25 protein-coding genes, 1 pseudogene and 1 riboswitch are annotated in these 25,980 nt (G+C 72.1%); of the genes and pseudogenes, 9 read left to right on the forward strand and 17 right to left on the reverse strand.

Annotation, left to right across the window (positions count from 1 at the left end; all coding sequences use genetic code 11):
* The first annotated feature begins 152 nt into the window (after window positions 1–152).
* Complete coding sequence (locus ACFZAX_RS26625) at window positions 153–401, forward strand: hypothetical protein (RefSeq protein ID WP_390964791.1); 249 nt, start codon at window positions 153–155, stop codon at window positions 399–401.
* An 866-nt stretch (window positions 402–1,267) separates the two neighbouring features.
* Here the strand turns inward: ACFZAX_RS26625 and ACFZAX_RS26630 are convergent.
* The 3 genes from ACFZAX_RS26630 to ACFZAX_RS26640 form a co-directional block, all read right to left on the reverse strand.
* A complete protein-coding gene (locus ACFZAX_RS26630; RefSeq protein ID WP_390964792.1) occupies window positions 1,268–2,107 on the reverse strand; it encodes a hypothetical protein in 840 nt (279 codons plus the stop codon).
* 493 nt (window positions 2,108–2,600) lie between these two features.
* Entirely contained in the window at window positions 2,601–3,350 is a 750-nt protein-coding gene (locus tag ACFZAX_RS26635) for a hypothetical protein (RefSeq protein ID WP_390964793.1), read from the reverse strand.
* A gap of 675 nt (window positions 3,351–4,025) precedes the next feature.
* Window positions 4,026–4,427 carry a (2Fe-2S) ferredoxin domain-containing protein gene (locus tag ACFZAX_RS26640; RefSeq protein ID WP_390964794.1) on the reverse strand — a complete coding sequence of 134 codons (402 nt, stop codon included), beginning with the start codon at window positions 4,425–4,427 and terminating at the stop codon, window positions 4,026–4,028.
* An 89-nt stretch (window positions 4,428–4,516) separates the two neighbouring features.
* Window positions 4,517–4,642: riboswitch (cobalamin riboswitch) on the reverse strand.
* Window positions 4,643–4,777: 135 nt separating this feature from the next.
* Between ACFZAX_RS26640 and ACFZAX_RS26645 the strand changes: the two genes are divergently transcribed.
* Window positions 4,778–5,086, forward strand: a complete 309-nt coding sequence (locus ACFZAX_RS26645) for a glycosyltransferase (protein ID WP_390964795.1) — start codon at window positions 4,778–4,780, stop codon at window positions 5,084–5,086.
* Window positions 5,087–5,405: 319 nt separating this feature from the next.
* On the opposite strand, the gene ACFZAX_RS26650 is transcribed toward ACFZAX_RS26645, so the two are convergent.
* The 5 genes from ACFZAX_RS26650 to ACFZAX_RS26670 form a co-directional block, all read right to left on the reverse strand.
* Window positions 5,406–6,905 (reverse strand): amidase family protein, encoded by a 1,500-nt coding sequence (locus ACFZAX_RS26650; protein WP_390964796.1) that lies wholly within the window; start codon window positions 6,903–6,905, stop codon window positions 5,406–5,408.
* A 56-nt stretch (window positions 6,906–6,961) separates the two neighbouring features.
* Window positions 6,962–8,407 (reverse strand): cytosine permease, encoded by a 1,446-nt coding sequence (locus tag ACFZAX_RS26655; RefSeq protein WP_390964797.1) that lies wholly within the window; start codon window positions 8,405–8,407, stop codon window positions 6,962–6,964.
* An 80-nt stretch (window positions 8,408–8,487) separates the two neighbouring features.
* Window positions 8,488–9,069, reverse strand: coding sequence for a DUF1097 family protein (locus tag ACFZAX_RS26660; RefSeq protein ID WP_390964799.1), 582 nt, complete (start codon window positions 9,067–9,069; stop codon window positions 8,488–8,490).
* 132 nt (window positions 9,070–9,201) lie between these two features.
* Window positions 9,202–10,545 carry an amidohydrolase family protein gene (locus ACFZAX_RS26665; RefSeq protein ID WP_390964800.1) on the reverse strand — a complete coding sequence of 448 codons (1,344 nt, stop codon included), beginning with the start codon at window positions 10,543–10,545 and terminating at the stop codon, window positions 9,202–9,204.
* Window positions 10,546–10,745: 200 nt separating this feature from the next.
* Window positions 10,746–11,399: an FCD domain-containing protein gene (locus tag ACFZAX_RS26670; RefSeq protein WP_390964801.1), complete on the reverse strand. Its 654-nt coding sequence runs from the start codon at window positions 11,397–11,399 to the stop codon at window positions 10,746–10,748.
* A 77-nt stretch (window positions 11,400–11,476) separates the two neighbouring features.
* On the opposite strand from ACFZAX_RS26670, the gene ACFZAX_RS26675 reads away from it, so the two are divergent.
* Window positions 11,477–12,634 carry an acetamidase/formamidase family protein gene (locus tag ACFZAX_RS26675; protein ID WP_390964802.1) on the forward strand — a complete coding sequence of 386 codons (1,158 nt, stop codon included), beginning with the start codon at window positions 11,477–11,479 and terminating at the stop codon, window positions 12,632–12,634.
* Window positions 12,631–13,860: an amidase family protein gene (locus tag ACFZAX_RS26680; protein ID WP_390964803.1), complete on the forward strand. Its 1,230-nt coding sequence runs from the start codon at window positions 12,631–12,633 to the stop codon at window positions 13,858–13,860. Before ACFZAX_RS26675 ends, ACFZAX_RS26680 begins: the two co-directional genes overlap by 4 nt.
* 100 nt (window positions 13,861–13,960) lie before the next feature.
* On the opposite strand, the gene ACFZAX_RS26685 is transcribed toward ACFZAX_RS26680, so the two are convergent.
* Window positions 13,961–14,869, reverse strand: a complete 909-nt coding sequence (locus ACFZAX_RS26685; protein ID WP_390964804.1) for a helix-turn-helix domain-containing protein — start codon at window positions 14,867–14,869, stop codon at window positions 13,961–13,963.
* Between the two features lie 105 nt (window positions 14,870–14,974).
* On the opposite strand from ACFZAX_RS26685, the gene ACFZAX_RS26690 reads away from it, so the two are divergent.
* The 3 genes from ACFZAX_RS26690 to ACFZAX_RS26700 all read left to right on the forward strand — a co-directional run bounded on the left by ACFZAX_RS26690 (window position 14,975) and on the right by ACFZAX_RS26700 (window position 17,366).
* Window positions 14,975–15,568 carry a non-oxidative hydroxyarylic acid decarboxylases subunit B gene (locus ACFZAX_RS26690; protein WP_390964805.1) on the forward strand — a complete coding sequence of 198 codons (594 nt, stop codon included), beginning with the start codon at window positions 14,975–14,977 and terminating at the stop codon, window positions 15,566–15,568.
* A gap of 79 nt (window positions 15,569–15,647) precedes the next feature.
* Window positions 15,648–17,075: a non-oxidative hydroxyarylic acid decarboxylases subunit C gene (locus ACFZAX_RS26695; protein WP_390964806.1), complete on the forward strand. Its 1,428-nt coding sequence runs from the start codon at window positions 15,648–15,650 to the stop codon at window positions 17,073–17,075.
* A gap of 48 nt (window positions 17,076–17,123) precedes the next feature.
* Complete coding sequence (locus ACFZAX_RS26700; protein ID WP_390964807.1) at window positions 17,124–17,366, forward strand: non-oxidative hydroxyarylic acid decarboxylases subunit D; 243 nt, start codon at window positions 17,124–17,126, stop codon at window positions 17,364–17,366.
* Between the two features lie 71 nt (window positions 17,367–17,437).
* Here the strand turns inward: ACFZAX_RS26700 and ACFZAX_RS26705 are convergent, their stop codons facing one another.
* On the reverse strand, window positions 17,438–18,340 hold the full coding sequence (locus tag ACFZAX_RS26705; RefSeq protein WP_390964808.1) for a Gfo/Idh/MocA family oxidoreductase: 903 nt from the start codon (window positions 18,338–18,340) through the stop codon (window positions 17,438–17,440).
* Window positions 18,341–18,575: 235 nt separating this feature from the next.
* Here ACFZAX_RS26705 and ACFZAX_RS26710 point away from each other — a divergent pair, with 235 nt between their 5' ends.
* Complete coding sequence (locus tag ACFZAX_RS26710; RefSeq protein WP_390964809.1) at window positions 18,576–19,022, forward strand: hypothetical protein; 447 nt, start codon at window positions 18,576–18,578, stop codon at window positions 19,020–19,022.
* Window positions 19,023–19,079: 57 nt separating this feature from the next.
* On the opposite strand, the gene ACFZAX_RS26715 is transcribed toward ACFZAX_RS26710, so the two are convergent.
* From ACFZAX_RS26715 to ACFZAX_RS26745, 7 genes are all read right to left on the reverse strand, one after another.
* Window positions 19,080–19,559 (reverse strand): hypothetical protein, encoded by a 480-nt coding sequence (locus ACFZAX_RS26715; protein WP_390964810.1) that lies wholly within the window; start codon window positions 19,557–19,559, stop codon window positions 19,080–19,082.
* 257 nt (window positions 19,560–19,816) lie between these two features.
* A complete protein-coding gene (locus tag ACFZAX_RS26720; RefSeq protein WP_390964811.1) occupies window positions 19,817–20,503 on the reverse strand; it encodes a uracil-DNA glycosylase in 687 nt (228 codons plus the stop codon).
* 87 nt (window positions 20,504–20,590) lie between these two features.
* Window positions 20,591–22,171 (reverse strand): ABC transporter substrate-binding protein, encoded by a 1,581-nt coding sequence (locus ACFZAX_RS26725; RefSeq protein WP_390964812.1) that lies wholly within the window; start codon window positions 22,169–22,171, stop codon window positions 20,591–20,593.
* 115 nt (window positions 22,172–22,286) lie between these two features.
* Entirely contained in the window at window positions 22,287–23,042 is a 756-nt protein-coding gene (locus ACFZAX_RS26730) for a glucose 1-dehydrogenase (protein WP_390964813.1), read from the reverse strand.
* Window positions 23,043–23,062: 20 nt separating this feature from the next.
* Window positions 23,063–23,824 (reverse strand): 3-oxoacyl-ACP reductase FabG, encoded by a 762-nt coding sequence (gene fabG / locus ACFZAX_RS26735; RefSeq protein ID WP_390964814.1) that lies wholly within the window; start codon window positions 23,822–23,824, stop codon window positions 23,063–23,065.
* 248 nt (window positions 23,825–24,072) lie between these two features.
* A complete protein-coding gene (locus tag ACFZAX_RS26740; RefSeq protein ID WP_390964815.1) occupies window positions 24,073–24,456 on the reverse strand; it encodes a DUF3037 domain-containing protein in 384 nt (127 codons plus the stop codon).
* Window positions 24,453–25,313 carry a HipA family kinase gene (locus tag ACFZAX_RS26745; protein WP_390964816.1) on the reverse strand — a complete coding sequence of 287 codons (861 nt, stop codon included), beginning with the start codon at window positions 25,311–25,313 and terminating at the stop codon, window positions 24,453–24,455. Before ACFZAX_RS26745 ends, ACFZAX_RS26740 begins: the two co-directional genes overlap by 4 nt.
* 342 nt (window positions 25,314–25,655) lie before the next feature.
* Here ACFZAX_RS26745 and ACFZAX_RS26750 point away from each other — a divergent pair.
* Window positions 25,656–25,961: pseudogene (locus ACFZAX_RS26750) on the forward strand (IS110 family transposase); the annotation flags it as partial.
* Window positions 25,962–25,980 lie beyond the last annotated feature (19 nt).

Genomic DNA, 25,980 nt, shown 5'->3' on the forward strand with positions numbered 1-25,980 from the left:
TCATCGGTTACTTCACCAAGACTGGGCCCTGGGCTACTTCGAGTAGTACAACTAGCCGCTGACCGGCTTTCAGGGGGCGAGTCGGCTCGGCTCGCCCCCTGGACCGGGACACCGCGCCAAGAGTCCAGATCTCACAAGAACGGCATGCACCGATGGCCTACGTACAGATCGCGCTGGGGCTCCTGGAGTTCCTCTGCGCATGGGCCGCGTACTGGCAGGTGCGCGGCCGCAAAGATCCGCTGTTCATTCCTCTGGTCGTGATCGTGCTGGCAGCGGGTGTCGCTATGCCACGGCTGATCCACCGAGGGCACCCCACCTGGTTCTCACTGGCGCTTCAGGCGCTCGCGGTGATCGCGCTGCTCCTGATCGCCGCGACAGCTCGCAAGCGCGACCGGACGTGAGTGTCTGTGGAGGTTCCCTGGGAGCCATGAGGGAGTCGGCTCGCTCCCCGAGCTCTCCGTGAGCCCAGGCGAACCCGACCCGCGCCAACACCCTGACCTGCACACATTGGATCCAAGTCGCTCGTGATCTTGACCGAATCTCATTCGGGACGAAAAGGTCGTGGGTCCAAATCCCTCCACCGCAACAGCTGAAACACCAGGTCAGGGGTCTGATCCGCCAAGTGGATCAGACCCCTGACTGGTTCCTGGGACCGGCTGGCTCAGGCGGCATGGGCGAGGGGCAGGACGGCGGCGGTGAAGCTCTCGACCTGCTGCCGAGTGAGGGGCGCAGATCGAGCTGGGCTCCGACGGCCGCGGCGGCGGCGCGAGCCGCCCCCGCAGTCACCACGGTCGCTCGCCGTCCTCCAGGCCAGCTGAATCGTGACGGTACTCGGCTGCGAGCAGCGCGGCGCAGCCGAGTGTCCAGCCTGCTGCAGCGTCGAACACGTCGAACGGCACCCCAGGCGTCCGTGAGCGTGCGCGAACAGCACCGCGACCACCTCGCCAGCAGGTTGTACTGCAGCGCCCAAGCGGCGACAGCTCCACAGTTGCTGTTCCAGGTGTGCCCGGGACCGCCGGTCCACTCCACGAAGTCCGGGGCGTCCGGACCGCTCTCAGGGTCGACGATGCCCGCTGCTCCCAGGAACACAGCCAGGTCCCGGTCCGAGTACGCGGCCCGAGGCTTTCCGGCCGGCCGCGGGTGGGCACGGTGATGTGGCGGCCGCGGACGCGGCCGGCCGGTGCACCACAACCGGTGTTGTCGCCATCTTTCCAGCGTGCGCTCGACGGCCACGGCCGGCGAACCGCCGCCGCAGAGTCGACCGTGCTCAACCCCGCTGGATGTTATCGGTGTTCTGCAGTATTCCGCGTTGGCCGTCCGGCTCCTGGACCATCAGGCCGTTTCTCGTGTTGCCGACTGCCAGGTACCACAAACCAGGCCGTAACCAGATAGCACGCGCAGCACCGTCGTCCGTGCTCAACAGCGGGCGCGAGCTGGGAACGGCGAACCAGAAAGGCTGGAACTCGAGATCGTGGCTTATGAAAGTGGAGGGATTGGAACCGTAAGCGCCGGTGAGCGATTGACCGACGGGCCGATACCCTTGGGCCAAGCTGGCGGGGAGCGGGCTGCCTCTGAAGTGCTCCGTGAGTCGCACCAGCAGAAAATTCATTTCGTCGCTCACCTTCTCAACTCTTGCCCGTAGTTCCGCCGGCTCGTGCTCCAAGGAGCCGGTGGGGGTATTGGTAAGTCGGTGGAGCAAGACTTTACGGACAAGTGTGCTGGTCGCGCTGAGCGCTGCCCGGGGATTCCCCACACCAGAGAGGTTGGCTTGCTCGACACCATCGACGGCGGCGAGACGGTAGAAACCAGTGCCGAGAACATCGACCTGCTCCCTGACCGTCGCGTCATAGGTGTCGAGGTCAACGGGGTGGCCAGCTTCCAGGTTCTGGATCACCAACTCCATGTGGAGGCCCCAGGAGCGTGTAGCCACGCGGGCCGCAGCGGCCGCCTCCAGGGCTGTTTGCATCGCTTCCCATGACCGTGTCCGGCGGACACCTTCCTCGCTTGCCTTGCGGGTCGATCGCTGTAAGAAGTTGGAGCTGAGCGCGCCGATCGCCGCACCGCCCAGCACTCCAGCCAATCCGAATAACGCTTCCATGGTCGCCACACCAGTCAGTCTGGCCGCGCAGTTGATTGTGCAGCAAGGGTCCCTTCGGAGTGACTCCCCGCGCGGCCCGGCGCATGCGGCCAGGGGCCCCGGCAACGCCACGTCGCTCATTCCGCGGAAGGTGTCCGGTGATGGCAGGATCGCGCACCACCGGAGCCACACGTGTTAGCAGCGCCCCCTCCGGGACGACTTCGTAGGACCCGGACACGCCCGCAACGGCCGCATCACCCTGAGCCTGTACGACGAACCGTCGGCATTCGTGCCTCAGCGCCCCGGCGCCCGTCTGCGTATCCCCGCCGACCGCTTCGGCCGCGAAACCGGCGTCAACGGCAGTACGAGGACGCGAACCGGTCATCGGTGGCGCTCCGGTGAATGCCCTGGACCCGTCGGCAGGGCCGGTGGGTCCGCACCGGTTCGGAGCAGGTGGCGGGGCCGTTCGCCGCGCGAGGACGGGCGGCGAACGGCCCCGGGACGTCACCGGCCGGGGGCCGTGTCAGCGGGCCAGCACGCAGTCTCCGCACAGAGGGCCGCTGCGGTCGGGGGCGGCGCGGTAGATGAGGCAGCAGCTGCGGCGCCGGAAGGTTCCGCCGCCGGCCATGGTCGCGGTGCCCCGCAGCGGGGGGCGTGCGAGGAGGAGCGAGGTCAGGCTGCGGGTGCGGGCGGCGAGTTCCGGGCGCGCGGCCGCGATCATGGTCGCTGCTCCGTTGAGGGCCGAGGCGGTGTTCCCCCACACAATGTGCCGGGATACGGAGAACTTCCCCATCATGTCGCTGAGTTCGCGCAGCGGGCCGTCCAGCAGGCGGGTGCTCAGTTCGTCGGCGAGGTGCTCCGGGGATCCCGCCGGGCTGTCGGCGACGGCGCTGTCGGGCAGCGAGAGGGGGATCGGTCCGCCGATCACGGGCTGCCATCGCAGCTCGGTGAGGCCGGGGGCGAGGACCCGGTCGTGCAGCACCGCGGCGGCCAGGGCCGGGGAGATCAGCCGGGCGGCCAGCCCCAGATGCGCGACGGAGGCCGCGACGCGCGGTTCCACCGAGCCGGGTGGCCGGCCGCCCGCGGCAGCGAGCCGTGCCCCGACCGCGGCGACACGTGCTTCGAGCAGCGGGCGGGACATCGGCTGCCAGGGGCCGTCGGGTTCCGTGCCGAGGGGATGGATCCGGAAAGCGAAGAACGGGCCCAGACCGGTCACGGACTCGCTCAGGACCGTCGCCGTGGCCGTATCCGTATCCGGATCTGTATCCGTCATGCGGAGACCGGACCCGGCACGGCCGGCGCACCGGTGGGTGCACCGCGGTCCGTCCCGGTGGCGGAACGCCGGACCGGTACGGCAACCGGGGTGCCCCGTGGGGAAATCCGTCGGAACGCGGGCGGCATGCTCACGGTGGGCTCTCTCTTCGGAGTCGTGCGTCCCTCGCACATATGGGCGGGACGAGGGCTTGGGTGTCCGACCCGCCCGCCCTCCGTCGGTGGCGGGCTCACGGTGGCGCGACCGTGCTGGAAATCCACAGGCTTCCTCGTGCCGTCACGCCGCGGAAAACATACGAGCGGTCTGTCCGCCCGGTCAACCGCACCGTTCCGGACCCGCGCACGGCCTGCGTCCCGCCTCACGTTCCGGACCCGCGCACGGCCTGCGTCCCGCCTCACGTTCCGGACCCGCGCACGGCGGTGCGCCGCGTCGGCTTCCCCTGGACCGAGACCCGGTTGTCCCTGGAGAACCTGGTCGCCGCCGCCCGTACGGTCCGCGGCGAGCTGTCCGGACCCCGTCCCGGGGAGCAGCGGCGGGGCCGGGACGTCTCGGGCGTCCCGGCCCCGTGTGCCTCGGCTCGCGTCGGACGTGCGCGGGCCGGGGCGGAGCTCGACCTTTCCCCGCCGCCCGGGCCGCTTCCGGGCAAGCGTGCGTCCTGCCCCGCCGGGGCGGGTCCTACCGGGGGCCCCGGCGCCCGGGGGGCTCGAAGGTGTAGAGGTCGAGGATCTCCGGGCGCGGGGCCACGCCCGGTCCTCCGGCTCGTATCCAGGAGGCGATGTCCTCGGTCGCGCCGGGGTCGTTGACCAGTCCCAGCCAGACGGGCCGGGCTCCGGCGGCCCGGCCCTCGGTGGAGGGCTGCACGACCACGACGTTGGCCTGGTCGCAGACGTCCAGACAGTCCGATATCCGCACCGGGGCCTCCTCGCGAAGGCGGTCCGTCTGCGCCCCGTGATCGACTCCGGTCACCTTGCGGCTGCCGCAGCAGCAGTCCCGGCACACGACCACCCGGCAGGGCACCGCTCCGGCCGTCGCGCCTGTGCCGGGCACCGCCCCGGTCCTGGTGCTGTTCTTCTGCACGTGAGCCTCTTCGGCCGGCCTTGCGGGCACGCCGAACCACCCCTCTCCGGGGAGGTCCGCCCCGGCGTTCGTCGAGGAGGCGACCGCGTGAGTCTCCTGGCTCTCGGGGCGCCGCCCGTCCCGCCCTTCCCGCCCCTCGCCGGAGGCAGTGGTACGCCGGGACCCGCTCACCGATCACAGTGGCGGGACCGCTCCGGTTTCACACCGGATTCCTCGGACCGCCGTCGCCCTGTCACCGGGCATCATCCCATCCGGTGTGCCTGGTCGGTACGGGCGGGAGCGACCGCCCCAACCCGCCCCTATGATCATGTGCCTGACACATCGTCGCCCTCGGAGGAGTACCACCGCTCATGCGCCCGACCCGTATCGCCACCACCGTCCTTGCCACCGCGGTCGGCTTCGCCGGAGTGGTCGCCACCGCCCCCGGCGCCGCGGCCCAGTCCGGCTGCCAGTACAAGGTCGTGTGGCCGACCGCCGGGGTGTACGAGGACCCGAACCCGAACAGCGCCGTCGTGAAGACCAAGTACGCCGGCGACATCGTCGGTGCGTCGACCTGCGAGGGCGCCTCGTACAACGAGTACGGCTACGTCCTGGTCACCAGCGATGCGGCGGCGGACGGCCGGGGATGGATGCGTGAAGGGGCGGTCGTCGCCATCTGAGTCGTTCCGCCCGGAACGGACGGCTGAGCCGGCGCGGGGGCCTGGCGCGGGGGCCTGGCGCGGGGGCCTGGCGCGGGGGCCTGGCGCGGGGGCCTGGCGCGGGGCTTGGGGCGGCCCGGCTCCCGGTCCGACGAGACTCCCGGCCCACCCGGTTCCTCACCGGCGCGGCTCTGCGCCCGCACCGGCCGGAACAGCCCTTCCTCCGTGCCGAAATCCGTCCGGAGCCGGCGATCGAGGCGGCTCGTCCGTAAGGGCCTCGTCCTGCCCGCGAGCCCGGCCGCATCCGTACGGGCCGGCCCGCCGCACGCGGCTCGCCCGTTCAACGGGCGGGGGCCGCGACCGCCGGGGTGCTGCCGGTTGCGCAGGACGACAGGTCCGGGCGGCGGTGTGCCCAGGGGCGCGCCTTCTCGTACGCGGCTGCCGCGCGGAGCACGGTCGCGTCCGCCAGATGGCGTCCGATCAGCTGGAGCCCCACGGGCAGGTCGTCGGGGGTGCGGCCCGCCGGGACGCTGGTCGCGGGCGCGCCGGTGAGGGAGGCCGGGTAGTTGAAGCCGATCCAGGCGGTGTCGCCGACGGTACGGCCGTCGATGCGCTCGGGGCCGTGCACGCCGACCGGGAAGGGGGGCACGGCCGCCGTGGGGGTGATCAGGAGGTCGTACTCGGACATCAGCGCGGCCATGCGGTTGGTGAGCGCCTTGCGCGCGATGTTGGCGTCGGTGAGTTCCCGCGCCGTCCAGTCACGCGTCATCCAGGCCACGAGATGCGGGGACATGGCGGGACCGTACTGGTCGACGAGGCCTCGCATGCCGGTCAGGTCGGTCTCGGCGGTGATGACTGCCTGGAATGCCTCGGCGGGGTCGCTCCAGCCGGGGTCGACTTCCTCCACGGTGCAGCCCAGCGCGCGGAAGACGGACACCGCCTCCTCGGCCACCGCGCGTACCGCCGGGTCGACCGGCAGATAGCCGAGATCCGCGCTGTAGGCGATGCGGAGTCCGGCGCATCCTTCCTCACGACCGCGGCGGGCGGCGGCCGTCCAGTCCACGTCGTGGCAGGGAATGGAGTGCCGGTCGCGCGGATCGGGACCGGCGAGCACGGAGAGCATGAGCGCCGTGTCGGCGACCGTACGGGTCAGGACGCCGAGATGCTCGATGCTCTCCCAGCCCGAGGCCCCAGGCATGCGTTCGTCGCGGCAGCCGGGCCAGACGGGCACGCGCCCCATCGACGGTTTGAAGCCCACCAGTTCGCAGAAGGCCGCGGGAACCCTCAGGGAGCATCCGCCGTCGCTGCCCAGCGCCACCGGTCCGAGGCCGGCGGCCACCGCTGCCGCCGACCCGGCGCTCGACCCGCCGGGCGTGAGACCGGTCCGCCACGGGTTGCGGCTGGGCGGGAAGAGCGGGTTGTGTCCGGCCGGGCTGTAGCCGAACTCGGTGGTGTTGGTCTTTCCCAGCACGACGGCTCCGGCTCCGGTGCCACGTTCGACGACGATGTCGTCCTGGTCGGGGACGTGGTCGCGGTAGGCGGGTGACCCGAAGGTGGTGCGCAGCCCCGCGGTCGCGATGAGGTCCTTCACCCCGAGGGGCACGCCCGCCAACGGGCCGGCGGTCCCGCCGCGGGCCAGGCTGTCCGCCAGCAGGACCGCCCGGGCGCGGGCCTGTTCGGGGACGGTCGTGCAGAACGCCCCGATCAGCGGGTTGATCTCCTCCATGCGGTCCAGCACGGCATCGACCAGCTCGACGGGCGAGAGCCGGCGGGCGGTCACGGCCGCCACGATCTCGGTGGCCGGGAGGAAGCAGAGGTCGTCGCGCTCTTCGGGGGTCACGGGGAGCCTTTTCGCGTAAGGATGGACGGCGGGGTGGACGGTGGGCGGCGGTGGGGTCAGACGTGGGCGGGGTCGTTGGCCACGGTGTCCCGGTGGCCGCCACCGGGGGCCGTCACCGGGACACCGGCGGGCGTTCCCGTGGCACTTCCGGCACGTCCGGCCCACCGGAGCCGGGCCCCGTACACGAGCGCCGCCACCCCGAAGCCGAGCACGGCGTCCACCGATCCCGGATACACCTGGTGGAGGATCCAGGCGGCGATCGCTCCGGCCGCCCAGGCGGTCAGCGCGGGAAGGGCGGACCCCGGCACGTCCGCGCGGTAAGTCCCGTCGGTGGCGGCACCGTCCGGGGCGGGTGCGCCGGCCCCGTCGGTTTCGTGGCCGCGCCGCGACCGCAGCCGGTCCGCCACCTGCCGCACGATCAGGACGGCGCCGATGGGCGGTACCAGAATGCCGAGGAGCTGGAGCCAGCTGACGATCGAGCTCCACACGCCGGTCAGCGCGACGACCGAGCCGAGTACGCCGAGGACGACCACGAGCGGGCGCATCCGCAGGGGCGTCGTCCCGGACCATCCCAGGGCGGCGTTGTAGAGGCAGTGCGCCGCGACCGAGCCGAGGTTGGTGAGGGTGAAGAGCACGGCGAGTGCGGTGATCCACGCGCCGTGTCCGGCGAGCAGCCCGAGGTAGGAGCCGCCGTCGGTCTCGGGCGCGGCGGCGCTCCCGGTCGCGACGACCGCGCCGCCGACCAGGTAGGCGACGGTGTTGGTGAGAGGGAAGGCCGACGCCGTGGCCCACACGGCCGAGCGGCCGTTCCGGCTCCAGCGGGTGAAGTCGGCGGTCATGGTCCCGGAGTCGACGAATCCGGCGACGACGATGCCCACGGCGGACCAGAAGGTGATGCCGTGGCCGTGGCCCTCGAAGGCGAGTGCCTGGGAGACGCTCGCGCCTTCGTCGGCCGCGTACCAGAAGGCGAGCGCCGCGGTGACGAGGAAGAGCGGCACACCCAGCAGGCCGACGGCGGACAGGGCGCGGATTCCGGCCGCGGTCAGCCCGATGTAGACGGCGGCACCGAGGAGCGCGCCCCACAGCGGAGCCCAGCCGAGGACCTGGTGCAGGGTCGTTCCGGTAAGACCCACCTGATAGGAGAACCAGCCGATGACCACGGTGGCGAGGAAGCCGGAGACCAGCGCCCGGCCGCGGGGCCCGAAGACCGCGGCGGCCTGCTGGGCGAAGCTGCGACCGGTCCGGCCCGCGTGGTGGCTCAGGGCGCCCACGTAGGCGAAGAGGAGGAGGTTCCCGGTGAGGATCGCCCAGAAGCCTTGCTGGAGGCCGAGGTTGTAGACGATCAGGCCGCCGAACACGGCGTTGCCCAGGCACATGGGGAAGCCGGCCCACACCCCGGCCACGGAGAGCAGGCTCTTCCTGGCGTGGACCGGTACGGCTGTGTGCTCGTACTCCTCGCCCGCGGTGCGGTGTTCACGGTCGGTCGCGGCTGCGGTGGCCATGCGGTGTCCCTTCGGGGTGTACGGACGGGGCGGGGGCGGGCCGAGCGGTGGGCCGGGGTGACGCGGGGGCCGCCGCACGGTCACCGGGCCTCCGCGACGGGGACGCCCGGTGCGGTGGCGGACGGCGCGGTGGGGGCCGGGGCGGTGGGGGCCGGGACGGTCGTGCGGGCGAGGGTGGCCCAGTTCGCCGCGAACGCGTAGACGGGGCCGAGCGCGTTCATCGCGACGACGCTCACCCATGCCGCCCAGACGTTGCCGTGGTCGTAGCCGAACCCGCCGAAATAGGTGGCGAAGAACGAGGCGAACCCGAGGAACATGCCCGGGACGAGCGAGAGGGGCCGCAGGCGGCCCGCGTACATCAGCGCGGTGTTCACCACCAGGATGACCGCGCCGAGCAGGGCGTTCTGGGCCAGTCGCCCCCCGCCGGTGTGCGGGGCGAGGTGCTGGTCGACGAGGACGATGGCCAGGGCGAAGGCGGAACCGACCGGCATGGCGGCCCAGAGGCGGGTGGCGTTGGCCAGGCTGGCTCCACCCATGAGGTGCAGTCCCGCCCAGGAGATGAAGATCGCCCAGGGCGGCAGGTTCAGCGCGGTTCCGCCGACGAAGGCGGTGGTCGCGGCGAGGACGGACGCGGTGATCTCGTGCGGAATGCGTTCACTCATGGCGTGCTCCTGACACGGCGAAGGGAGGCGGAGTGCGGGTGCGGCGCGCGGGAGGCGCCTGCGGGCGGACAGCCCAGCCGGGGCGGGGCCGGTGACGGGCCGTACGGCCGGACGCTCGGCCGCGGCGAGGGCTCAGGCGACCCGGGCCCGCCGGACGGCGGCCGGGCGGCCGGGGGCGCCGGAGACGGAGGGCCCGCCGGACACGCCGGCGTCGGGTACATCGGGTCCGTCGAGGAGTTCGGTCGTACGGACGGTACGGGCGACGACGCGACCGCGCTTGACGACCAGCCGCCGGTCCGGACGGTCGGTCAGTACGTCCGCGTGGCGGCGGGTCCCGAGGACCACCAGGTCGGCCCTGGCACCGGGGTGGATCCCGTAGCCGTCGTGGACCCCGGTGACGCGGGCGGCCTCCGTGGTCGCCATGCGGAGGATCCGCGCGGTGTCGGACGGACTTCCCATGTGGCAGGTCTGCGCGAGCAGCAGGCCGATGTCGAGCATGTCGGCGTTGCCGAAGGGGGTGAAGGCGTTGCGGACGTTGTTGGAGGAGTACGCGGTGACCACTCCGCCGTCGAGCAGTTCGCGCACCGGGGCCACCCCTCGGCGTACGGCACGGGCGTCACCGCGCCCCCCGATGTGCAGGTCGGTCGCGGGCAGCGCCACGACCGCGACCCCCGCCTCCGCGAGCAGGGCGACGACCTCGGCCCGTTCGGCGGGCGGACAGGCGGCGAGCGAGGTCACATGGCCGAGCGTCACCCGGCCGCCGAGACCGTGTCTGCGGGTCGCCTCGGCGATCGCCCCGGCCAGGGCGAAACGCCCGTCGGACGTGTCGTCGGCGAAGTCGGCGTGCAGGTCCGCGGGCACCCCGAACTCGACGGCGAGGCCGAGCACGGTGTCGATGTGGCGGCGGGAGGCGTCGAGGTCCGCCTCGTTGTATGCACATCCACCGATGACGTCCGCGCCCCGCCGGAGCGCCTCCCTCAACAGGTCGTGGGTGCCCGGCGCCCGCTCGATGCCCTCCTGCGGGAAGGCGACGACCTGGAGGTCCACCAGGTGCCGCTGCGATTCCCTGAGTTCGAGCATGACGTCGAGGCCGGTCAGGCCGCCGATCGGATCGACGTCGGGATGCGCGCGGATCAGGGTGGTGCCGTTGGCCACGGCCCACCGGAGCACTTGCAGCGCGCGGGCACGGACCGACGCGTGGGTGAACTCGCGCTTGAGCCTGCCGGTGACCTCGATGGCGCCCGCCAACGTCCCCTCCGGATTGGGGGCCACGCTGTCCAGAAGAGCTTTGTCCAGGTGCAGATGGGGCTCGATGAACCCGGGCACGACCACGAGCCCGTCGCAGTCGAAGGTCTCGCGGGCCAGCACCGGCCAGGTGGCCTCGCCCACCAGGGCGATCGTGCCGCCCGCGACGGCGATGTCCACGGGCGGGCGGCCCTCGGCGATCAGTGCGCGGCGCAGGACGAGGTCGTACACGGTTGTCCCCTTCTGACGGCCCGGAGGTCCGGAGCGGAGCCGACGTCATCGCGACGTCCAGAAGGTGTATACAGAGGGCGGGTTACGGCTTCCGACGCGTCGCGTGACGCGGCCGTTTCCGACACCTCGCCGCGCCCCGTCGGGCCGCCGCCGCGCCCGGACGGCGCACCCGGCCGGCGCACCCGGGAATCGAGGGGACGTCAGCGTCTGCCGCGCAGACGGTAGGCGGCCTGAGCACGTCTGATGTGGTCGGCCACCCGCTCACGGGCGGCAACCGGATCCTGTCGGCGCAGCGCCTCGACGATGGCCTCGTGCTCGGCCCAGGAGTCCGGTGCGCGCCTGGGAAGTTCCACTGAATACACCCAGGAGATCTTGTAGCCGAGTTGGGCGACGAGGGCCGCCATGGTCGGGCTGCCCGACGCCTCTGCCAGGACCTGGTGGAAGCGGGTGTTGAGAGCCGCCAGCCCGGACGACGAGCCGGCCTCCAGGATCTGCCGGGCCTCCGCAAGGAGCAGTTCCAGTGTCGCGAGGTGCACCGCGGTGCGCCGCCCGGCCGCGCGCTCGGCACCGAACGGCTCGATGAGCAGCCGGATGCCCAGCAGGTCTTCGGCCTCCTCGTCGCTCAACTCGGCGACGAACGTGCCCCCGTAGGGGCGCGAGTGCACGAACCCCTCGGATTCCAGGGTGCGCAGGGCCTCGCGTACGGGGATGCGCGAGACCCGGTAACGCGTCGCGAGCCGTTCCTCGGTGAGACGGTCCCCGGGCGTGAACACCCGGTTGATCACGTCGTTCCTGAGCGCGTCGCACACCGCCTGTCCCGTGTCCCGCCTCCGCACCGCGCCGACTTCGGCCATCGCTCCGCCTCTCGGGGTCCGGCCGGTGCGCACAGAGGTTAACCGGCCTGTAACGGGTGTATGCAAAGGTCAGCGCCATGAGCGTACTTCAGCCCCACGACGGCACGACCGAAGGTTCTTTCTACCTCGCCGCGGAACTCGGTACGACCGCCTGGGGGTTGCTTCCCAACGCGGCTTCCCGTCCCGTGCTCACCGTGGAGTCCGGCACCGTCGTGTGCCTCGACACGACGAGCCACGAGGGCATCCTGCCGGACCAGGGTCGCGATCCGGTGAAGTTCTTCGCCGAAGCGGGCATCCACGAGCGGGACGTCCTCCGTGACGCTGTCGAACTCGCCGCGTCCGCCGAGCCGTTCGACGCGGAGACGCGAGGGCCCCACGTGGTCACGGGCCCGGTCGCGGTCCGCGGCGCCCGTCCCGGCGACGTGCTGGAGGTCGAGGTGCTGCGGCTGCGGCGCCGCACCGACTACGGCGTGATCAGCAACCGGCACGGGCGGGGTGCGCTGCCCGGCGAGTATCCGGTTCCCGCCCCGGGTCACGAGGACGGTCTGCCGGTGCCGGCCGTCTCCCTGGTCGCCCATGTCGCCCCGGACGGCCGCGGCCGGCTCCCGGTCGGCGACGGACGGGACGTCCGCTTCCCGCTCGCCCCCTTCCTCGGCATCATGGGGGTCGCTCCCGCCACGGACGCGCCCGTCCACTCCGTCCCGCCCGGCGCCCACGGCGGCAACCTGGACATACGGCTCCTGGGTGAGGGGGCGCGCCTCTTCCTGCCGGTCCAGGTGGCGGGAGCACTGTTCTACGCGGGCGACCCGCACTTCTCCCAGGGTGACGGAGAGGTCGCGCTCACCGCGTTCGAGGCGCCGTTGCGTGCCACGCTCCGGCTGACCCTCCACAGCGACGCGTCCACCCGGCGGCTCGCGTCGAGGCTCGCGGGACCGTACGCCGAAACCGCCGACCACTACCTGGTCACCGGACTGGACGAGGATCTCGACGAAGCCGTCCGCAAGGCCACCAGGTCGGCCCTCGCCTACCTGTCGGAGCGCTGTTCGCTGCCCGGGGCGGTGGCACTGGCCTATCTCAGCGCGGCGGTCGACCTGCGCATATCGCAGGTCGTCGACCGGGTGAAGGGTGTCCACGTCTGCCTGCCGAAGACCGATCTCCACCCCCTGCTGACCGGCGCCGCCCCGGCCGCGGAGCCGCAGACCGGCGAAGCCCCGTCCACGGAGCTGACACGATGACTTCCGCCCGCACCTCGCCCGCCGCGAATCCCGCCCCGCTGCCGCTCATCGGGCCGTACGTGCCCTGGCTGCCCACGCCCGACCTGCCCGAACCCGCGGCGGCCCACGGGCTGTCCGGTGCCCGGATCGCCGTCAAGGACGTCATCGACCTCGCGGGCGCACCCACCGGCAACGGCCATCCCCTGCTGCTCGCCGAAGCCGTACCAGCGGCGCGTCACGCCGACTGCCTCGGCCGCCTGGCCGACGCCGGAGCGGTACCGGCGGGCAAGGTCCACACCGACGAGCTGGCCTACAGCCTGGGGGGCACCAACGCCCACTACGGCGCACCCGCCAACCCCGCGGCGCCGGGGCACCTGTGCGGCGGCTCCTCCAGCGGGACGGCCGCGGCCGTCGCCGGAGGGCTCGCCGACATCGGGCTCGGCACCGACACCGCCGGTTCCATCCGGGTACCCGCCTCCTACTGCGGCCTGTACGGACTCCGTCCCAGCCACGCCCGCGCCGACCGCACGGGCATCAGCCCGTTGGCCCCCTCGTTCGACACCCCGGGGATCCTCACCCGCTCCCTGCCCCTGCTGCGCGAGGCCGCGGCGGTCCTGCTGGCGGGCACGGAGGCGGACGACCGCCCGCTGCTCCGGGTCCTGGCACCGGCCGACCTCTGGGCCCTGGCGACCGGTGAGGTCCGCGCGGCCCTGGCGCCCGCCCTCGACCGGCTGGCCGGCGGACTCGGTCTGCCGGTCGACCGGGCCCCTCTCTTCGACGACCTGGCCCCCGTCCCGCACGCCGACGCCAGGGACGCCTTCAAGACGGTGCAGGCCGCCGAGGTGTGGCGGGCCCACGGCCCGTGGGTGACGCGGGCCCGCCCGGTCTTCGGCCCCCACGTCACCGAGCGGCTGCGCATCGCGGCCGGTGTGGACGCCGGGCAGGAGGAGACCGCACGGGCGCGCGTCCTGGCCGTCGCGCAGTGGCTCGGCCGTCGCCTGGACGGTGCCGTGCTGGCGATTCCCGCCACCCCGACCCCTGCCCCCGCCCACGCCGCCACGTCCACGGCGGACCGTGACGCCCTCCTCGCGCTGACGTGCCTGGCGGGGCTCGGCGGACTGCCCGCCCTCGCCGTCCCCGGGCCCCGTGTCCAGGGACTGCCGGTGGGACTCTGTCTGCTGACCGTCCCGGGTGGGGACGAGCAGCTCATCGCGGCGGGCGCGTCGATGGAATCGGGCCGCGCGTAGGGGCGTGGAGGACCGCCGGTGCGGCGCATGCCGGCCCTCGGCGTCACGCGCCGGTCATCTTCGCGCAGCCGGCTGCCAGGCGTTTCGGCCTCCGCGCGGATCAAGCGGAGGCCGGGGGCGCAACCGCGCGCCCCAGCGCCCGGGCCCGGAAGGCCGCCGGGGTGGCCCCCGTCCTCAGCCGGAAGAACTTGGTGAAGTCACTCGCGTCCGGGAAGCCCAGCCTCCCGGCGACCTCCTTCGCCGGGAGGCGGCTGTGCTGGAGGAGCCGTTTGGCCTCCAGCAGGACCCGGTCGTCCACGAACTGCTTCGCCCCGGCTCCCGTCACCGCGCGCGTCGCCCGGGTCAGGGTGCGGGGGCTGTAGCCGAGCGCCGCGGCGTAGTCCTCGACCCGCCGGGTCCTCGCGTGGTCGCGCTCCACCGCGTCGTGGAACCGCCGGAACACCTCGCTCACCGGGCCCGGCCGGGGCGCCGTGCCCCGTACCGTCGCGAGCCGCAGGACCAGCACGGACACCAGGTGGCGCAGCACCTCGACGTGCGAGTCGAGCGGCAGGGTGGCCATCGCGCCGTACTCGTACGCGAGGTGCTCCAGCCCCCGGCCCAGTGCCTCCGCATCCGTACCGGCGGGCAGCAGCGGTTCCTGCTGGTACGGGGGGTCCATGTGGGCGGCGGCGACGGTCGCCGGGGGCAGGAAGCCGCGCTGGAACAGGACGACCACGCCGTCCGCCGTCACCAGGTCCGGGCCGAACCGCTGCACCTGACCGGGGCGGATCCAGATCCAGGAGCCGGGCGGCAGGTCGTGTTCCACGAAGTCCACCGCCATCCGCAGGGGGCGGGCGCGGATCGCGATCAACTGGTGGAAGGCCGGGCGCAGGGGGGCGTACGGGTCGTTGCCGTGCCTGCGGGACCGGTCGTACAGACCTCCGAGCTCGACCACCTCGACGCCGGTCGGCGCACCCACCCCGGCCGTGTAGTCGAGGTCCCGGACCTCAGGTTGTCCGTTTCTTCCCATCGTGAGTCCTGAGGGTACCGCCACCCTCCGAGAAGTGCCTCCTAGCGTGGTGACCACCGACCACGCGGACGTTCGCGCAGGTCACCGAGGTGCGAGGAGTGAGCGGTGCGGCTGATCGTGGGCATGACCGGAGCTACGGGGGCCGCGATCGGGGTGCGTCTGCTGGAGAATCTGGCGGAGCTGCCGGACGTGGAGACCCATCTCGTCCTGTCCCGTTGGGCGCGTGCCACGATCGAGCTGGAGACCGGCCGGCCGGTGGCCGAGGTGAACGCGCTCGCGGACGTGGTGCACAGCCCCGACGACCAGGGGGCGGCCATCTCCTCCGGCTCGTTCCGCACCGACGGCATGGTGATCGTGCCCTGCTCCATGAAGACCCTGGCGGGCATCCGTGCCGGCTACGCGGAAGGGCTGGTGGCCCGCGCCGCCGACGTCGTCCTCAAGGAGCGGCGCAGGCTGGTCCTGGTGCCGCGCGAGACTCCGCTGAGCGAGATCCACCTGGAGAACATGCTCGCGCTGGCCCGGACGGGCGTGCGGATCGTGCCGCCGATGCCCGCCTTCTACAACCACCCGCGGTCGGTGGACGACATCGTCGACCACATCACCGCCCGGGTCCTCGACCAGTTCGACCTGCCCGCCCCGGCCGCCCGCCGCTGGGAGGGCATGCGCGCCGCGCGCGCAGCCGCGCGGACGGCGCCCTGAGGTCACGGCACGCCCCGAGGTCACCGCCCCGGTCCCCGCGACGCATTCCCCTACCCGACACCCCCTTTTGGAGCCCCCCATGGCCTACGACGATCTGCGCAGCTTCCTCGCCACACTGGAGAAGGAGGGACAACTGCTGCGCATCACCGAGGAGGTGCTGCCGGAGCCGGACCTCGCGGCGGCCGCGAACGCGACGGGGCGCATCGGCGAGAACGCCCCGGCCCTGTACTTCGACGACGTCACCGGCTTCACCGACGCCCGGATCGCGATGAACGTGCACGGCTCCTGGGCCAACCACGCCCTCGCGCTGGGCCTGCCGAAGAACACTCCGGTCAGGGAGCAGGTGGAGACGTTCGCCGCCCGCTGGGACGCCTTCCCGGTCGCCCCGGAACGCCGCGAGGACGCGCCCTGGCGCGAGAACACGCAGGAGGGCGCGGACGTCGACCTCTTCTCCGTGCTTCCGCTGTTCCGCCTCAACGACGGCGACGGCGGGTTCTACCTCGACAAGGCGGCCGTGGTCTCCCGCGACCCCGAGGACCCGGACAACTTCGGGAAGCAGAACGTCGGTACGTACCGCATCCAGGTCATCGGCGCCAACCGGCTGGCCTTCCAGCCGGTCCCGATGCACGACATCGCCCAGCACCTGCGCAGGGCGGAGGAGAAGGGCGAGGACCTGCCGATCGCGATCACCCTCGGCAACGACCCGGTCATCACCGTGGTGGCCGGTATGCCGATGGCGTACGACCAGAGCGAGTACGAGATGGCGGGCGCCCTGCGCGGCGCGCCGGCCCCCATCGCCACCGCGCCGCTGACCGGCTTCGACGTGCCGTGGGGCAGCGAGGTCGTCATCGAGGGCGTCATCGAGTCCCGCACGCGCCAAATAGAGGGCCCCTTCGGCGAGTTCACCGGTCACTACTCGGGCGGGCGCCGCATGCCGGTCATCCGCGTGGACCGCGTCTCGTACCGCACCGACCCCGTCTTCGAGTCCCTCTACCTGGGCATGCCGTGGACCGAGGTCGACTACCTCGTGGGTCCCAACACCTGCGTCCCGCTGCTGAAGCAGCTGCGCGCCGAGTTCCCCGAGGTGCGGGCCGTCAACGCCATGTACACGCACGGCCTGATGGTCATCATCTCCACGGCCAAGCGGTACGGCGGCTTCGCCAAGGCCGTCGGCATGCGGGCGATGACGACCCCGCACGGCCTGGGGTACGTGGCCCAGGTGATCCTGGTGGACGAGGACGTCGACCCGTTCAACCTGCCGCAGGTCCTGTGGTCGATGTCGGCCAAGGTCAACCCCAAGGACGACGTGGTCATCATCCCCAACCTGTCCGTCCTGGAGCTGGCGCCCGCCGCCCAGCCGGCCGGCATCACCAGCAAGATGATCATCGACGCGACGACGCCGGTCTCCCCCGACGTGCGCGGCAACTTCTCCACCCCGGCCAAGGACCTGCCGGAGACCAAGGAGTGGGCGGCGAAGCTGCAGAAGCTGATCGCGTCCCGCGGCTGACCCGCGCGGCCCGCCGACCACCGTTCCCCTCCCCCGGAAGGACCTGTCGTGAACTCCCCCGTCATCTGCCCCCGTTGTGCCTTCGAGACGGTCGACAAGCTCGCCACCTCGCCCGTGCCCGGCGTCTGGGACGTGCTCCAGTGCGGCCAGTGCCTCTACACCTGGCGCACCACCGAACCGGCCCGCCGCACGCGACGCGACGCCTACCCCGCGCAGTTCAGGATGACCCTCGCGGACATCGAGAACGCCATCGAGGTCCCGGCCGTCCCTCCGCTGCGCACCGCCGGCTGACGGCTCGTCCGGCCACGCGGGAGCTCGTCGCCCGCACGCCGGCCGGGCGCTACCCGCGTGAGTGAGGGCCGTCAGGCCTGCTCCAGCGCCTCCAGCACCACGCGCTCGCACAGTTCGTGGGTGGCCAGCGCGTCCCGCGCGCTGAGCGTCACGCCGTCGCGCACCGCGTCGAGGAACGACGTGACGCAGCTTTCGATGCCGCGCTGGCGGGCGACGGACACCCAGTCGCCACGCCGGCGGAGGCTGGGCTGCCCCTTGTGGTCGATGATGTCCGCGAGGTTGAGGACCTGGCGTTTGCTGTCCTGGCCGGAGACTTCGAGGATCTCCTCGGTGGAGCCGCCCCGGCGGTTCATCATGCCGAGGGCGGTGAAGCCGTCGCCGGAGAGTTCGAGGACGACGTGGTGCATCAGCCCGTCGGCGATCCTGGCCCGTACCGAGACCCGGTCGACGGGACCGGGCGCGAGAAAGCGCAGGGTGTCCACGACGTGGATGAAGTCGTCGAGCACCATCGTCCGGGGGTCCTCGGGCAGCCCCACCCGGTTCTTCTGCAGCAGGATCAGCTCACGCGGGTGGTCGGCGCACTGCGCGTACCCGGGGGCGAGGCGGCGGTTGAAACCCACCGCGAGACTGGTGTCGCGTTCCTCGGCGAGCTCCACCAGCCGGGTGGAGTCGGCGAGTTCGTACGCGAGGGGCTTGTCGACGTAGGTGGGGACGCCCGCCTCCAGCAGCCGGGTGGCGATCTCCGGGTGGACGGACGTCGGGGCGTGGACGAACGCGGCGTCGAGATTCTGTCCCAGCAGCGCGTCCAGCGTGGTGTGGCACCGCTCGGCGGGAATCCGGTACGCGGCGGCGACGCCCTCCAGCGTGGTGGGAGTCCGGGTCTGGAGGTGCAGTTCGATCCCCGGCAGAGCGGTGAGCACGGGCAGATAGGCCTTCTGCGCGATGTCGCCGAGTCCGATGCAGCCGACCTTCACGAAAACTCCCTCATTGTGCGGTGCGCCCGTCCTTGATCCCGGCAGCATACGGGCGCGGCCGGGGCGGCCGTTCCGGCGAGGGCCGAAGGAACGCACGGCCGCCACCACCGGGCGGCGACGGTCGTTCCGCCGTACGAACGGGCGCTGGTCCGCACCGCGCTGACCGGGTCACTCGTGCGGGGCATTTGGCGCGTACGGACTCCCGCTCCGCGCCGGCCGCCCGCAGAGTTACCGGGTGCAACGAACCAGAATGACCGTGGCCGCTCTCGTGGGCGTGGCTGTCGCCACCGTGTCCGGCTGTGTGACGGTCAACCCCGGCGGTCCGGGGACGCCGCCACCACCGCCCGCGTCGAGCGGCTCCGTGCGGGGCGTGGAGCCCCAGATCGGCCAGCCGCCCGCCCGCGAGGCGCTGGACGCCGTGCCCGACGCCTCCCCGTCCGCGCCCGCCCCGGCGGACGCGGCGCCGGCTCCCGTGTCCCGGCCGCACGTGCCACCGCCGGGCCGAGTCCCCCCGGCGGCCCACCCCCCGCCGCGCCCGCCCGTCAGGCTCCCCACCCTGACGGTGTCCGGCCTGCCCGCACCTGCCTCCGGCAAGGGCGTCTGCGCGCTCGGACGCGGTTACGGGGGATGGGCGGCCGGGAGTCCGCAGTCCCGGATCTGCGATCAGGCCTACGGGCACTGAGGCGGCCGGATCGCCTCAGTGCGTCGCACCCACCGCGCCGGGGCCGGTGCGGCCGGCTCAGCGGTCCCGGCCGAGCCGTGTCTCCAGCCGGTCGATGGCGGTCCGGACGCCGTTGCCCCGGCCCCCGTCGGGGAGCGCGTCCGCCGCCTTCCTGGCGCGGTCCAGATGGTGGCGGGCGACCTCGGGGCGGCGCAGCTTGAGGTAGTCCGTGGCGAGGCCGAGGTGCAGCGCCGGGGAGAACGCGTGCAGCGCGAGGAGATCCCGGCGCGGGACGGGCCGTTCGCCGGTCAGCCCTTCGGCCGCCGCGTTCATCGCGCGCAGGTCCCAGGCGAGCTCTTCGGCGGGGTCGTCCTGGGTGTCGGCCATGTAGTGCGCGAGGGTGCAGCGGTGCAGCGCGTCACCGTCCTCACCCAGCTCGGACCAGAGAACGGCGAAGCGGTTGCGGGCCTCTTCGCGGTCCCCGCCGTGCAGGAGCATGACCGCCTGGCCGATCCGGGTGCCGACGGCGTCCGTCGACGACTGCTGCTGCTCGGCCACGGCGGCCTCCCTGGTGCGGGTGTGCGGCGACGGGGGCCGCGGTGCGGGAGCGGGGCCCGGCCACGGGTGCGGCACGGGGCGGGCGCGGACCCGGGGCCTTCCGGCGGGCGTGCCGGACCGGGCTCCGGTGACGGGACAGACCCTAGCCGCAGCGGGGCGCGATCACGCTCAGGCGCGGCAGGGCGGTCCGTCGTACCGGTGCCGCCCTCGTGCCGGGGCCGTCCTCGTACCGGGGCGAGGACGGCACCGGTACGGGATCAGCCGAGGTCGGGGATGCGCCAGTCGATGGGGTCGTGGCCCTGAGCGGCGACGGCCTCGTTGATCTGGCTGAAGGGCCGGGACCCGAAGAACCTCTTCGCGGAGAGCGGCGAGGGGTGCGCGCCCTTCACGACCACGTGGCGCGACTCGTCGATGAGCGGGAGCTTCTTCTGCGCGTAGTTGCCCCAGAGGACGAAAACGGCGGGCTCGGGGCGCTCGGCGACCGCGCGGATCACCGCGTCGGTGATCTTCTCCCAGCCTTTGCCCTTGTGCGAGTTGGCCTCGCCGGCCCGCACGGTCAGGACGGCGTTGAGCAGCAGGACGCCCTGTTCGGCCCAGGGCATCAGATAGCCGTTGTCCGGGACGGGGAGGCCCAGCTCCTGCTGCATCTCCTTGTAGATGTTGCGCAGCGAGGGCGGCGTCCTGACTCCGGGCCGCACGGAGAAGCAGAGCCCGTGGCCCTGGCCCTCGCCGTGGTACGGGTCCTGGCCGAGGACGAGCACCTTCACCCGGTCGTAGGGCGTGGCCTCCAGAGCGGCGAAGACCTGGTCGCGCGGCGGGTACACCGGCCCCTTGGCGCGCTCCTCCTCGACGAAGTCCGCAAGCTCCTTCACGTACGGCTTCTGCATCTCGTCGCCGAGGACGCCGCGCCAGGATTCGGGCAGCAGCAGGTCGGTGTCGGTCACGTCCACAACCTCCGGAAAACAATCGGTTCTTGGAAAAGAACCTACCCGGCCCCTCTGACAGCGGGCCGGGGTGCCCCGTTCGCCGGACTACCAGCTGGCCTTGCGGTACAGCTCCCACATCTGCATGACGGTCTGCGGGTCGAGCGCTCGCTCGCCGCCGCCTATGTCCTCGCCGGCCGCGATGTAGAGCTTGCCCTGCCAGAGCGGCAGCAGCGGGATGTCCTCGACCATGATCTGCTGGGCCTCGGCGAACTGCTTGCTGACCGCGCCGCGGTCGCTCTCCTTGCGCGAGGAGGGCAGGATCTGGTCGGTGATCTTACTGTTGACGTACATGCCGCCCGTGGCGCTCTCCTTGCCGACGAAGGGCGCGATGAAGTTGTCGGGGTCCGGGAAGTCGGGGAACCAGCCACGTCCGAAGACCGGGTACTCGCCCTTGTTGAAGCCCTCCTGGAACGTGGTCCAGGGCGCGCTGCGCAGGGTGATCCTGAAGAGGCCGGACTTCTCCAGCTGCCGCTTGATCTCCTCGAACTCGGGTCCGGTCGAGGAACCGTAGCGGTCCGTGGTGTACCAGAACGTCATCTCGACCGGCTCCGTGATCCCGGCGTCGGTGAGCACCTTCCGCGCCTTCGCCACGTCGGGGTCGCCGAAGGCGTCGAAGAAGCTGGTGGTGTGGGCGGCGATACCCTTCGGCACGATGGAGTAGAGGGGCTCGGCGGTGCCCTGGTAGACCTTGGCGACGAGGGCGTCCCGGTCCACGAGACGGGCGACGGCCTCGCGCACGGCCGGCTTGCCGGCGACCGGGTCCTTCGGGTTGAAGACGAGGAAGCGGATGTCCGCGCCCACGGACTCGACGAGCTGGAGGCCCTTGTCCTTCTCCTCCTTGCCGCTCTGGAGGCCGATCACCTCGTCGGCGGTGAGGCCGCGGTAGGTGGCGTCGATCTTGTTGTCCCTCAGCGCCGGGACCAGCTCGTCGGACTTCGCGTAGTACCGGATGGTGACGGAGTCGTTCTTCCGGTCCGCGAAGCCCTTGTAGCTGTCGTTCCTCTTCAGCTCCGCGACGGCGTGGGGCTCGTAGTGGTCGAGGACGTACGGCCCGGATCCGGTGACCGAGTTGCCGGTACGGAGCTTGTCCTTCGGGTACTGCTTCGGCGCGACGATCGACATGGCCGGGGTGGCGAGGACGAAGGGGAAGGTGGCGTCGGACTTCTTCAGGTGGAAGATGACGACGTCGTCGCCCTTGGTCTCCACCCGGTCGAGGGAGCCCAGCAGGCCGAGCGGGCCGCCCTTGGCCTTGATCGCCACGATCCGGTCGATGGAGTACTTGACCGCCTCGGCGTCGAGCGTCTCGCCGTCCGAGAACTTCAGGCCACTGTGGATGGTGCAGCGGTAGGCCATGCTCGTGGAGTCGGTGAAGACGCAGTCGGCCGCGTCGGGCTGGGGCTTGGTGCTTCCGGTGGGGAAGGACACCAGGGTCTGGAAGACGTTGCGCATCAGCTCCCAGGAGTTGTCCCAGGCCGCGGCAGGGTCCAGGGTCGAGGGCGAGCTGGTCGTCCCGACCGAGATGTGCTGGTCGACGTCCGAGCCGCTGCTCGAGAACGCGCTGCAGCCGGCGACGAGTGACAGGGATGCTAGGGCTGCAGCAGCCTGCAGACTGGCCCGGTAGAACACGTGCACGCTCCTCGATCAGCCATGGGTCGGCAGACCATACCGCAGTGCCCCACCGGGCCAATCACCAGGCCCGGCAGGGCACTTGCTTCAATCGGGGCGAACCGTGGCAGCCTGCTCAGCCCACTCCGGCATTCAGGAAGATTCCCCCGTCGATGACGAGCGTCTGCCCCGTGATCCAGCCCGCCTGCTCCGAGGTGAGGAAGGCGGCGGCCCCGCCGATGTCCTCCGGAACTCCCAGTCGGGCCATGGGGTATGCGGCGATCACCTCGGCCTCGCGGCCCTCGTACAGCGCCTCGGCGAACTTGGTCTTGACGACGGCCGGAGCGATCGCGTTGACCCGGACGACCGGCGCGAACTCGTGGGCCAGCTGGAGCGTCAGGTTGACCATGGCGGCCTTGCTCATGCCGTACGCGCCGATGAAGGGCGACGCCGAGATCCCGGCCACCGAGGCGATGTTGACGATCGACCCGCCGTTCTTCGCCTGCCACGCCTTCCAGGTCTGCTGGGCGAACCCGAGTGCCGAGATCACGTTGGTCTCGAAGACCTTGCGCGCGACGTTGAGGTCGAGCTCGGCCATGGGCCCGAACACCGGGTTCGTTCCCGCGTTGTTGACGAGGTGGTCGACCCGGCCGAAAGCCTCCATGGTGCGCTCGACGGCCTGCGCCTGGTGCGCCTCGTCGTGCGCCTTGCCGGCGACGCCGATCACCCGGTCGGAGCCGAGGCGCTCGACGGCGGCCTTGAGCGCCTCCTCACCGCGGCCCGTGATGCAGACCCGGTCGCCGCGGGCGACGAGCGCCTCGGCGACGCCGTACCCGATGCCCCGGCTCGCGCCGGTGACGAGCGCGACCTCTCCGCTGTCCTGCACAGTCATGATGTCCCTCGTCCTTCGGGTCAGTTGAGCGGGCCGCCGGCGACGTACAGCACCTGGCCGGAGACGAAGCCCGCGTCGTCGCCGGTGAAGAAGGAGATGGCGTTGGCGATGTCGTCGGGGCGGCCGACGCGCTGGACGGGGATCTGCGTGGCGGCAGCGGCCTGGAACTCCTCGAAGCCCATCCCGACGCGGGCCGCGGTCTGGGCGGTCATCTCGGTCACGATGAAGCCGGGCGCGACGGCGTTGGCGGTGATGCCGAACTTGCCGAGCTCGATGGCGAGGGTCTTGGTGAAGCCCTGGAGACCGGCCTTGACGGCCGAGTAGTTGGCCTGGCCGCGGTTCCCGAGCGCCGAGGAGGAGGAGAGCGAGACGATACGCCCGAACTTGGCGTCCACCATGTGCTTCTGGACGGCCTTGGCCATCAGGAACGCCCCCTTGAGGTGGACGTTCATCACGATGTCCCAGTCGGACTCGCTCATCTTGAAGAGCAGATTGTCGCGGAGCACGCCCGCGTTGTTGACCAGGATCGTCGGCGCGCCGAGCTCGGCGGCGACGCGCGCGACGGCGGCCTCCACCTGCGCGGCGTCCGACACGTCGCAGCCGACGGCGAGCGCGGTGCCGCCGGCGGCGGTGATCTTCCCGACGGTCTCCTTGCAGGCGGCCTCGTCGAGGTCGAGTACGGCCACGGCGCGGCCCTCGGCCGCCAGGCGTACGGCGGTCGCGGCCCCAATGCCTCGCGCCGCTCCCGTCACGATGGCGACGCGCTGCTCGGTGGTGGACATGCTGGGTTCTCCTCGCCGTTGGATCGCGGCCCAGCCGACACCGGCAATGCCACCGCGCCGGACACGCCCGGTACGGCCCCGTTGACTGAGCAAGCGCTTAGTACTGTTGTGGTTGCGACGCTAGAAGCCCTGGCACTCGGTGTCAACGGCCACGACAGGCAGGGGTGCATGTCACACCCGAAGGAGACGGCGGAGGGGCCGCCCGCGACAGCACGGACAGCCCCTTCGGGAGATGCGGTACGGCGTCCTCAGCGGACGAGCAGACCGAGCAGGCGCTCGACCTCGGCCTCCGGGTCGAGCGTCAGCCCGGTGTGCACGGGGCCCGGCTGGACGACCGTGGAGCGGGGGGCGATCAGCCAGCGGAACCGCCGCCCGGCGTCGTCGCCGGCAGCCTGGCCGGCCGCGTCGCCGCCCCCGCAGACGTTCTCCACCGCTCGCAGCGCGGCCTGTACGCCGATGACGTCGGCGGCGGGGTCGAGCGCCCTCAGCTTGTTCTCGTCGAGGTGGGTACGGGCGGCGACGAAGGAGTGCGCCCGGCTGTAGACGAGCACCCCGGCGTTGAAGCACTCCCCGCGCTCGACCCGGGGGACGACGCGCAGCAGCGCGTACTCGAAGACCTCGCGCGTGCTCATCGGGTCTCGTCCTTCTCCGTGGGGTGGAGGCTCGTCGTCCGGGCCCTCGGGGCGAGGCGGTCGGCGAGCCAGCCGGGGGCCTTGGACGGACCGGTCGGGGCCGGCGCGTCCATGACGATGCGCTCGTGGATGGTGGCGGCACGGGCCAGCAGGGGCGCCACGTACGCGCGCCGAAGCTCGTCCGTCGAGTCGAACCCGGGCTCGCCCAGGAGCCACTCGTCGGGCACCTGGGCCGTCACCTCGGTGAGCAGCTCCTCGGTGACCAGCGGGGCGAGCGCGGCTGCTGCCGCCGCGACGTCCGGACCGGTGGGCGCCAGTACGTGGTCGGAGGCGTTGTACGGCTTGGCCGCGGAAGCCTGGGCGCCCGGCCAGTTGTGGTGCCAGATCATGGTGGCGCCGTGGTCGATCAGCCAGACGTCGCCGTGCCAGACCAGCATGTTGGGGTTGCGCCAGGACCGGTCGACGTTGTTGATCAGCGCGTCGAACCAGACGATCCGCCCGGCCTCCGCCGGGTCGACGTGGTACGCGAGCGGGTCGAAGCCCAGGGACCCTGGAAGGTAGTCCATCCCGAGGTTCAGCCCGCCGCTCGCCTTGAGCAGCTCCTGCACCTCCTGGTCGGGCTCGCCGAGCCCGATGACCGGGTCGAGCTGCATGGTGACGAGCTCCGGCACCCGCAGCCCGAGACGTCGGCCGAGCTCCCCGCAGATGACCTCCGCGACCAGCGTCTTCCGCCCCTGGCCCGCCCCGGTGAACTTCATGACGTACGTACCGAGGTCGTCGGCCTCGACGATCCCGGGGAGCGAACCGCCCTCACGCAGGGGCGTGACGTAGCGGGTCGCTCCTACTTCTTTCAACACTTTTCCAGGCCACCCATCTTTTCAGCCTTAAAATCCACGGACAGCCTCTCCGGGGCGCAGAGGCAGGAACCGCCGGTCGACGGCCCTGGGGAGAATCCGGGGAGTTCCGGCCGTCACGCCGATGCCCCGCGCTCCCCCAGCAGGCCGCCGACGGTGCCGCGCCCCTTGCCGCCGGCCTCCGGCACGAAGTGAGCATAGTAACCGAGAGTGATCGCGGGCGACGAGTGCCCGAGCCGGTGCGCCAAGGTCACCACGGGCTCTCCGGCGTCCGACATGATCGAGGCGGGGGCGCGCCGCTGCCCGGGCTGCCTGATCCACCTGCGAGCGATGGAGGACCTCCTCCTGCCGACGTTCGCCGGCCGCGCCCCGACGACGAAGTCCTCGGGAACCTCCCTCCACGGCGACCACGCCCCACGCGGCGGAAACCGCCGGCTCAAGCGGGCCATGTTCCTCTCCGCCTTCGCCTTCGCCTTCGCCTGCATGAACGCCGCCCCGGCCTCCCGGTCCTCCTTCGCCGGACAACGAGCCCGCGGCAGAACCCGCACCCAGGTCCGCCTGCGCCTCGTCCGCCAACGCATCAGCGTTCTGTTCCCCGTGCTCCGCGACGGCACCTTCTACGAACCCCCAGCCGTCACCCTCACCGCGTGAACAGGACCAGCACCCACGA

The sequence above is a fragment of the Streptomyces sp. NPDC008125 genome (genome assembly GCF_042957125.1).
GTDB lineage: Bacteria > Actinomycetota > Actinomycetes > Streptomycetales > Streptomycetaceae > Streptomyces.

Coding starts and splice junctions, on each gene's coding strand:
- ACFZAX_RS26625 (WP_390964791.1), top strand. CDS start 153: ATGGCCTACGTACAGATCGCGCTGGGGCTCCTGGAGTTCCTCTGCGCA.
- ACFZAX_RS26635 (WP_390964793.1), bottom strand. CDS start 3,350: ATGACGGATACAGATCCGGATACGGATACGGCCACGGCGACGGTCCTG.
- ACFZAX_RS26645 (WP_390964795.1), top strand. CDS start 4,778: ATGCGCCCGACCCGTATCGCCACCACCGTCCTTGCCACCGCGGTCGGC.
- ACFZAX_RS26655 (WP_390964797.1), bottom strand. CDS start 8,407: ATGGCCACCGCAGCCGCGACCGACCGTGAACACCGCACCGCGGGCGAG.
- ACFZAX_RS26660 (WP_390964799.1), bottom strand. CDS start 9,069: ATGAGTGAACGCATTCCGCACGAGATCACCGCGTCCGTCCTCGCCGCG.
- ACFZAX_RS26670 (WP_390964801.1), bottom strand. CDS start 11,399: ATGGCCGAAGTCGGCGCGGTGCGGAGGCGGGACACGGGACAGGCGGTG.
- ACFZAX_RS26675 (WP_390964802.1), top strand. CDS start 11,477: ATGAGCGTACTTCAGCCCCACGACGGCACGACCGAAGGTTCTTTCTAC.
- ACFZAX_RS26680 (WP_390964803.1), top strand. CDS start 12,631: ATGACTTCCGCCCGCACCTCGCCCGCCGCGAATCCCGCCCCGCTGCCG.
- ACFZAX_RS26685 (WP_390964804.1), bottom strand. CDS start 14,869: ATGGGAAGAAACGGACAACCTGAGGTCCGGGACCTCGACTACACGGCC.
- ACFZAX_RS26695 (WP_390964806.1), top strand. CDS start 15,648: ATGGCCTACGACGATCTGCGCAGCTTCCTCGCCACACTGGAGAAGGAG.
- ACFZAX_RS26730 (WP_390964813.1), bottom strand. CDS start 23,042: ATGACTGTGCAGGACAGCGGAGAGGTCGCGCTCGTCACCGGCGCGAGC.
- fabG (WP_390964814.1), bottom strand. CDS start 23,824: ATGTCCACCACCGAGCAGCGCGTCGCCATCGTGACGGGAGCGGCGCGA.
- ACFZAX_RS26740 (WP_390964815.1), bottom strand. CDS start 24,456: ATGAGCACGCGCGAGGTCTTCGAGTACGCGCTGCTGCGCGTCGTCCCC.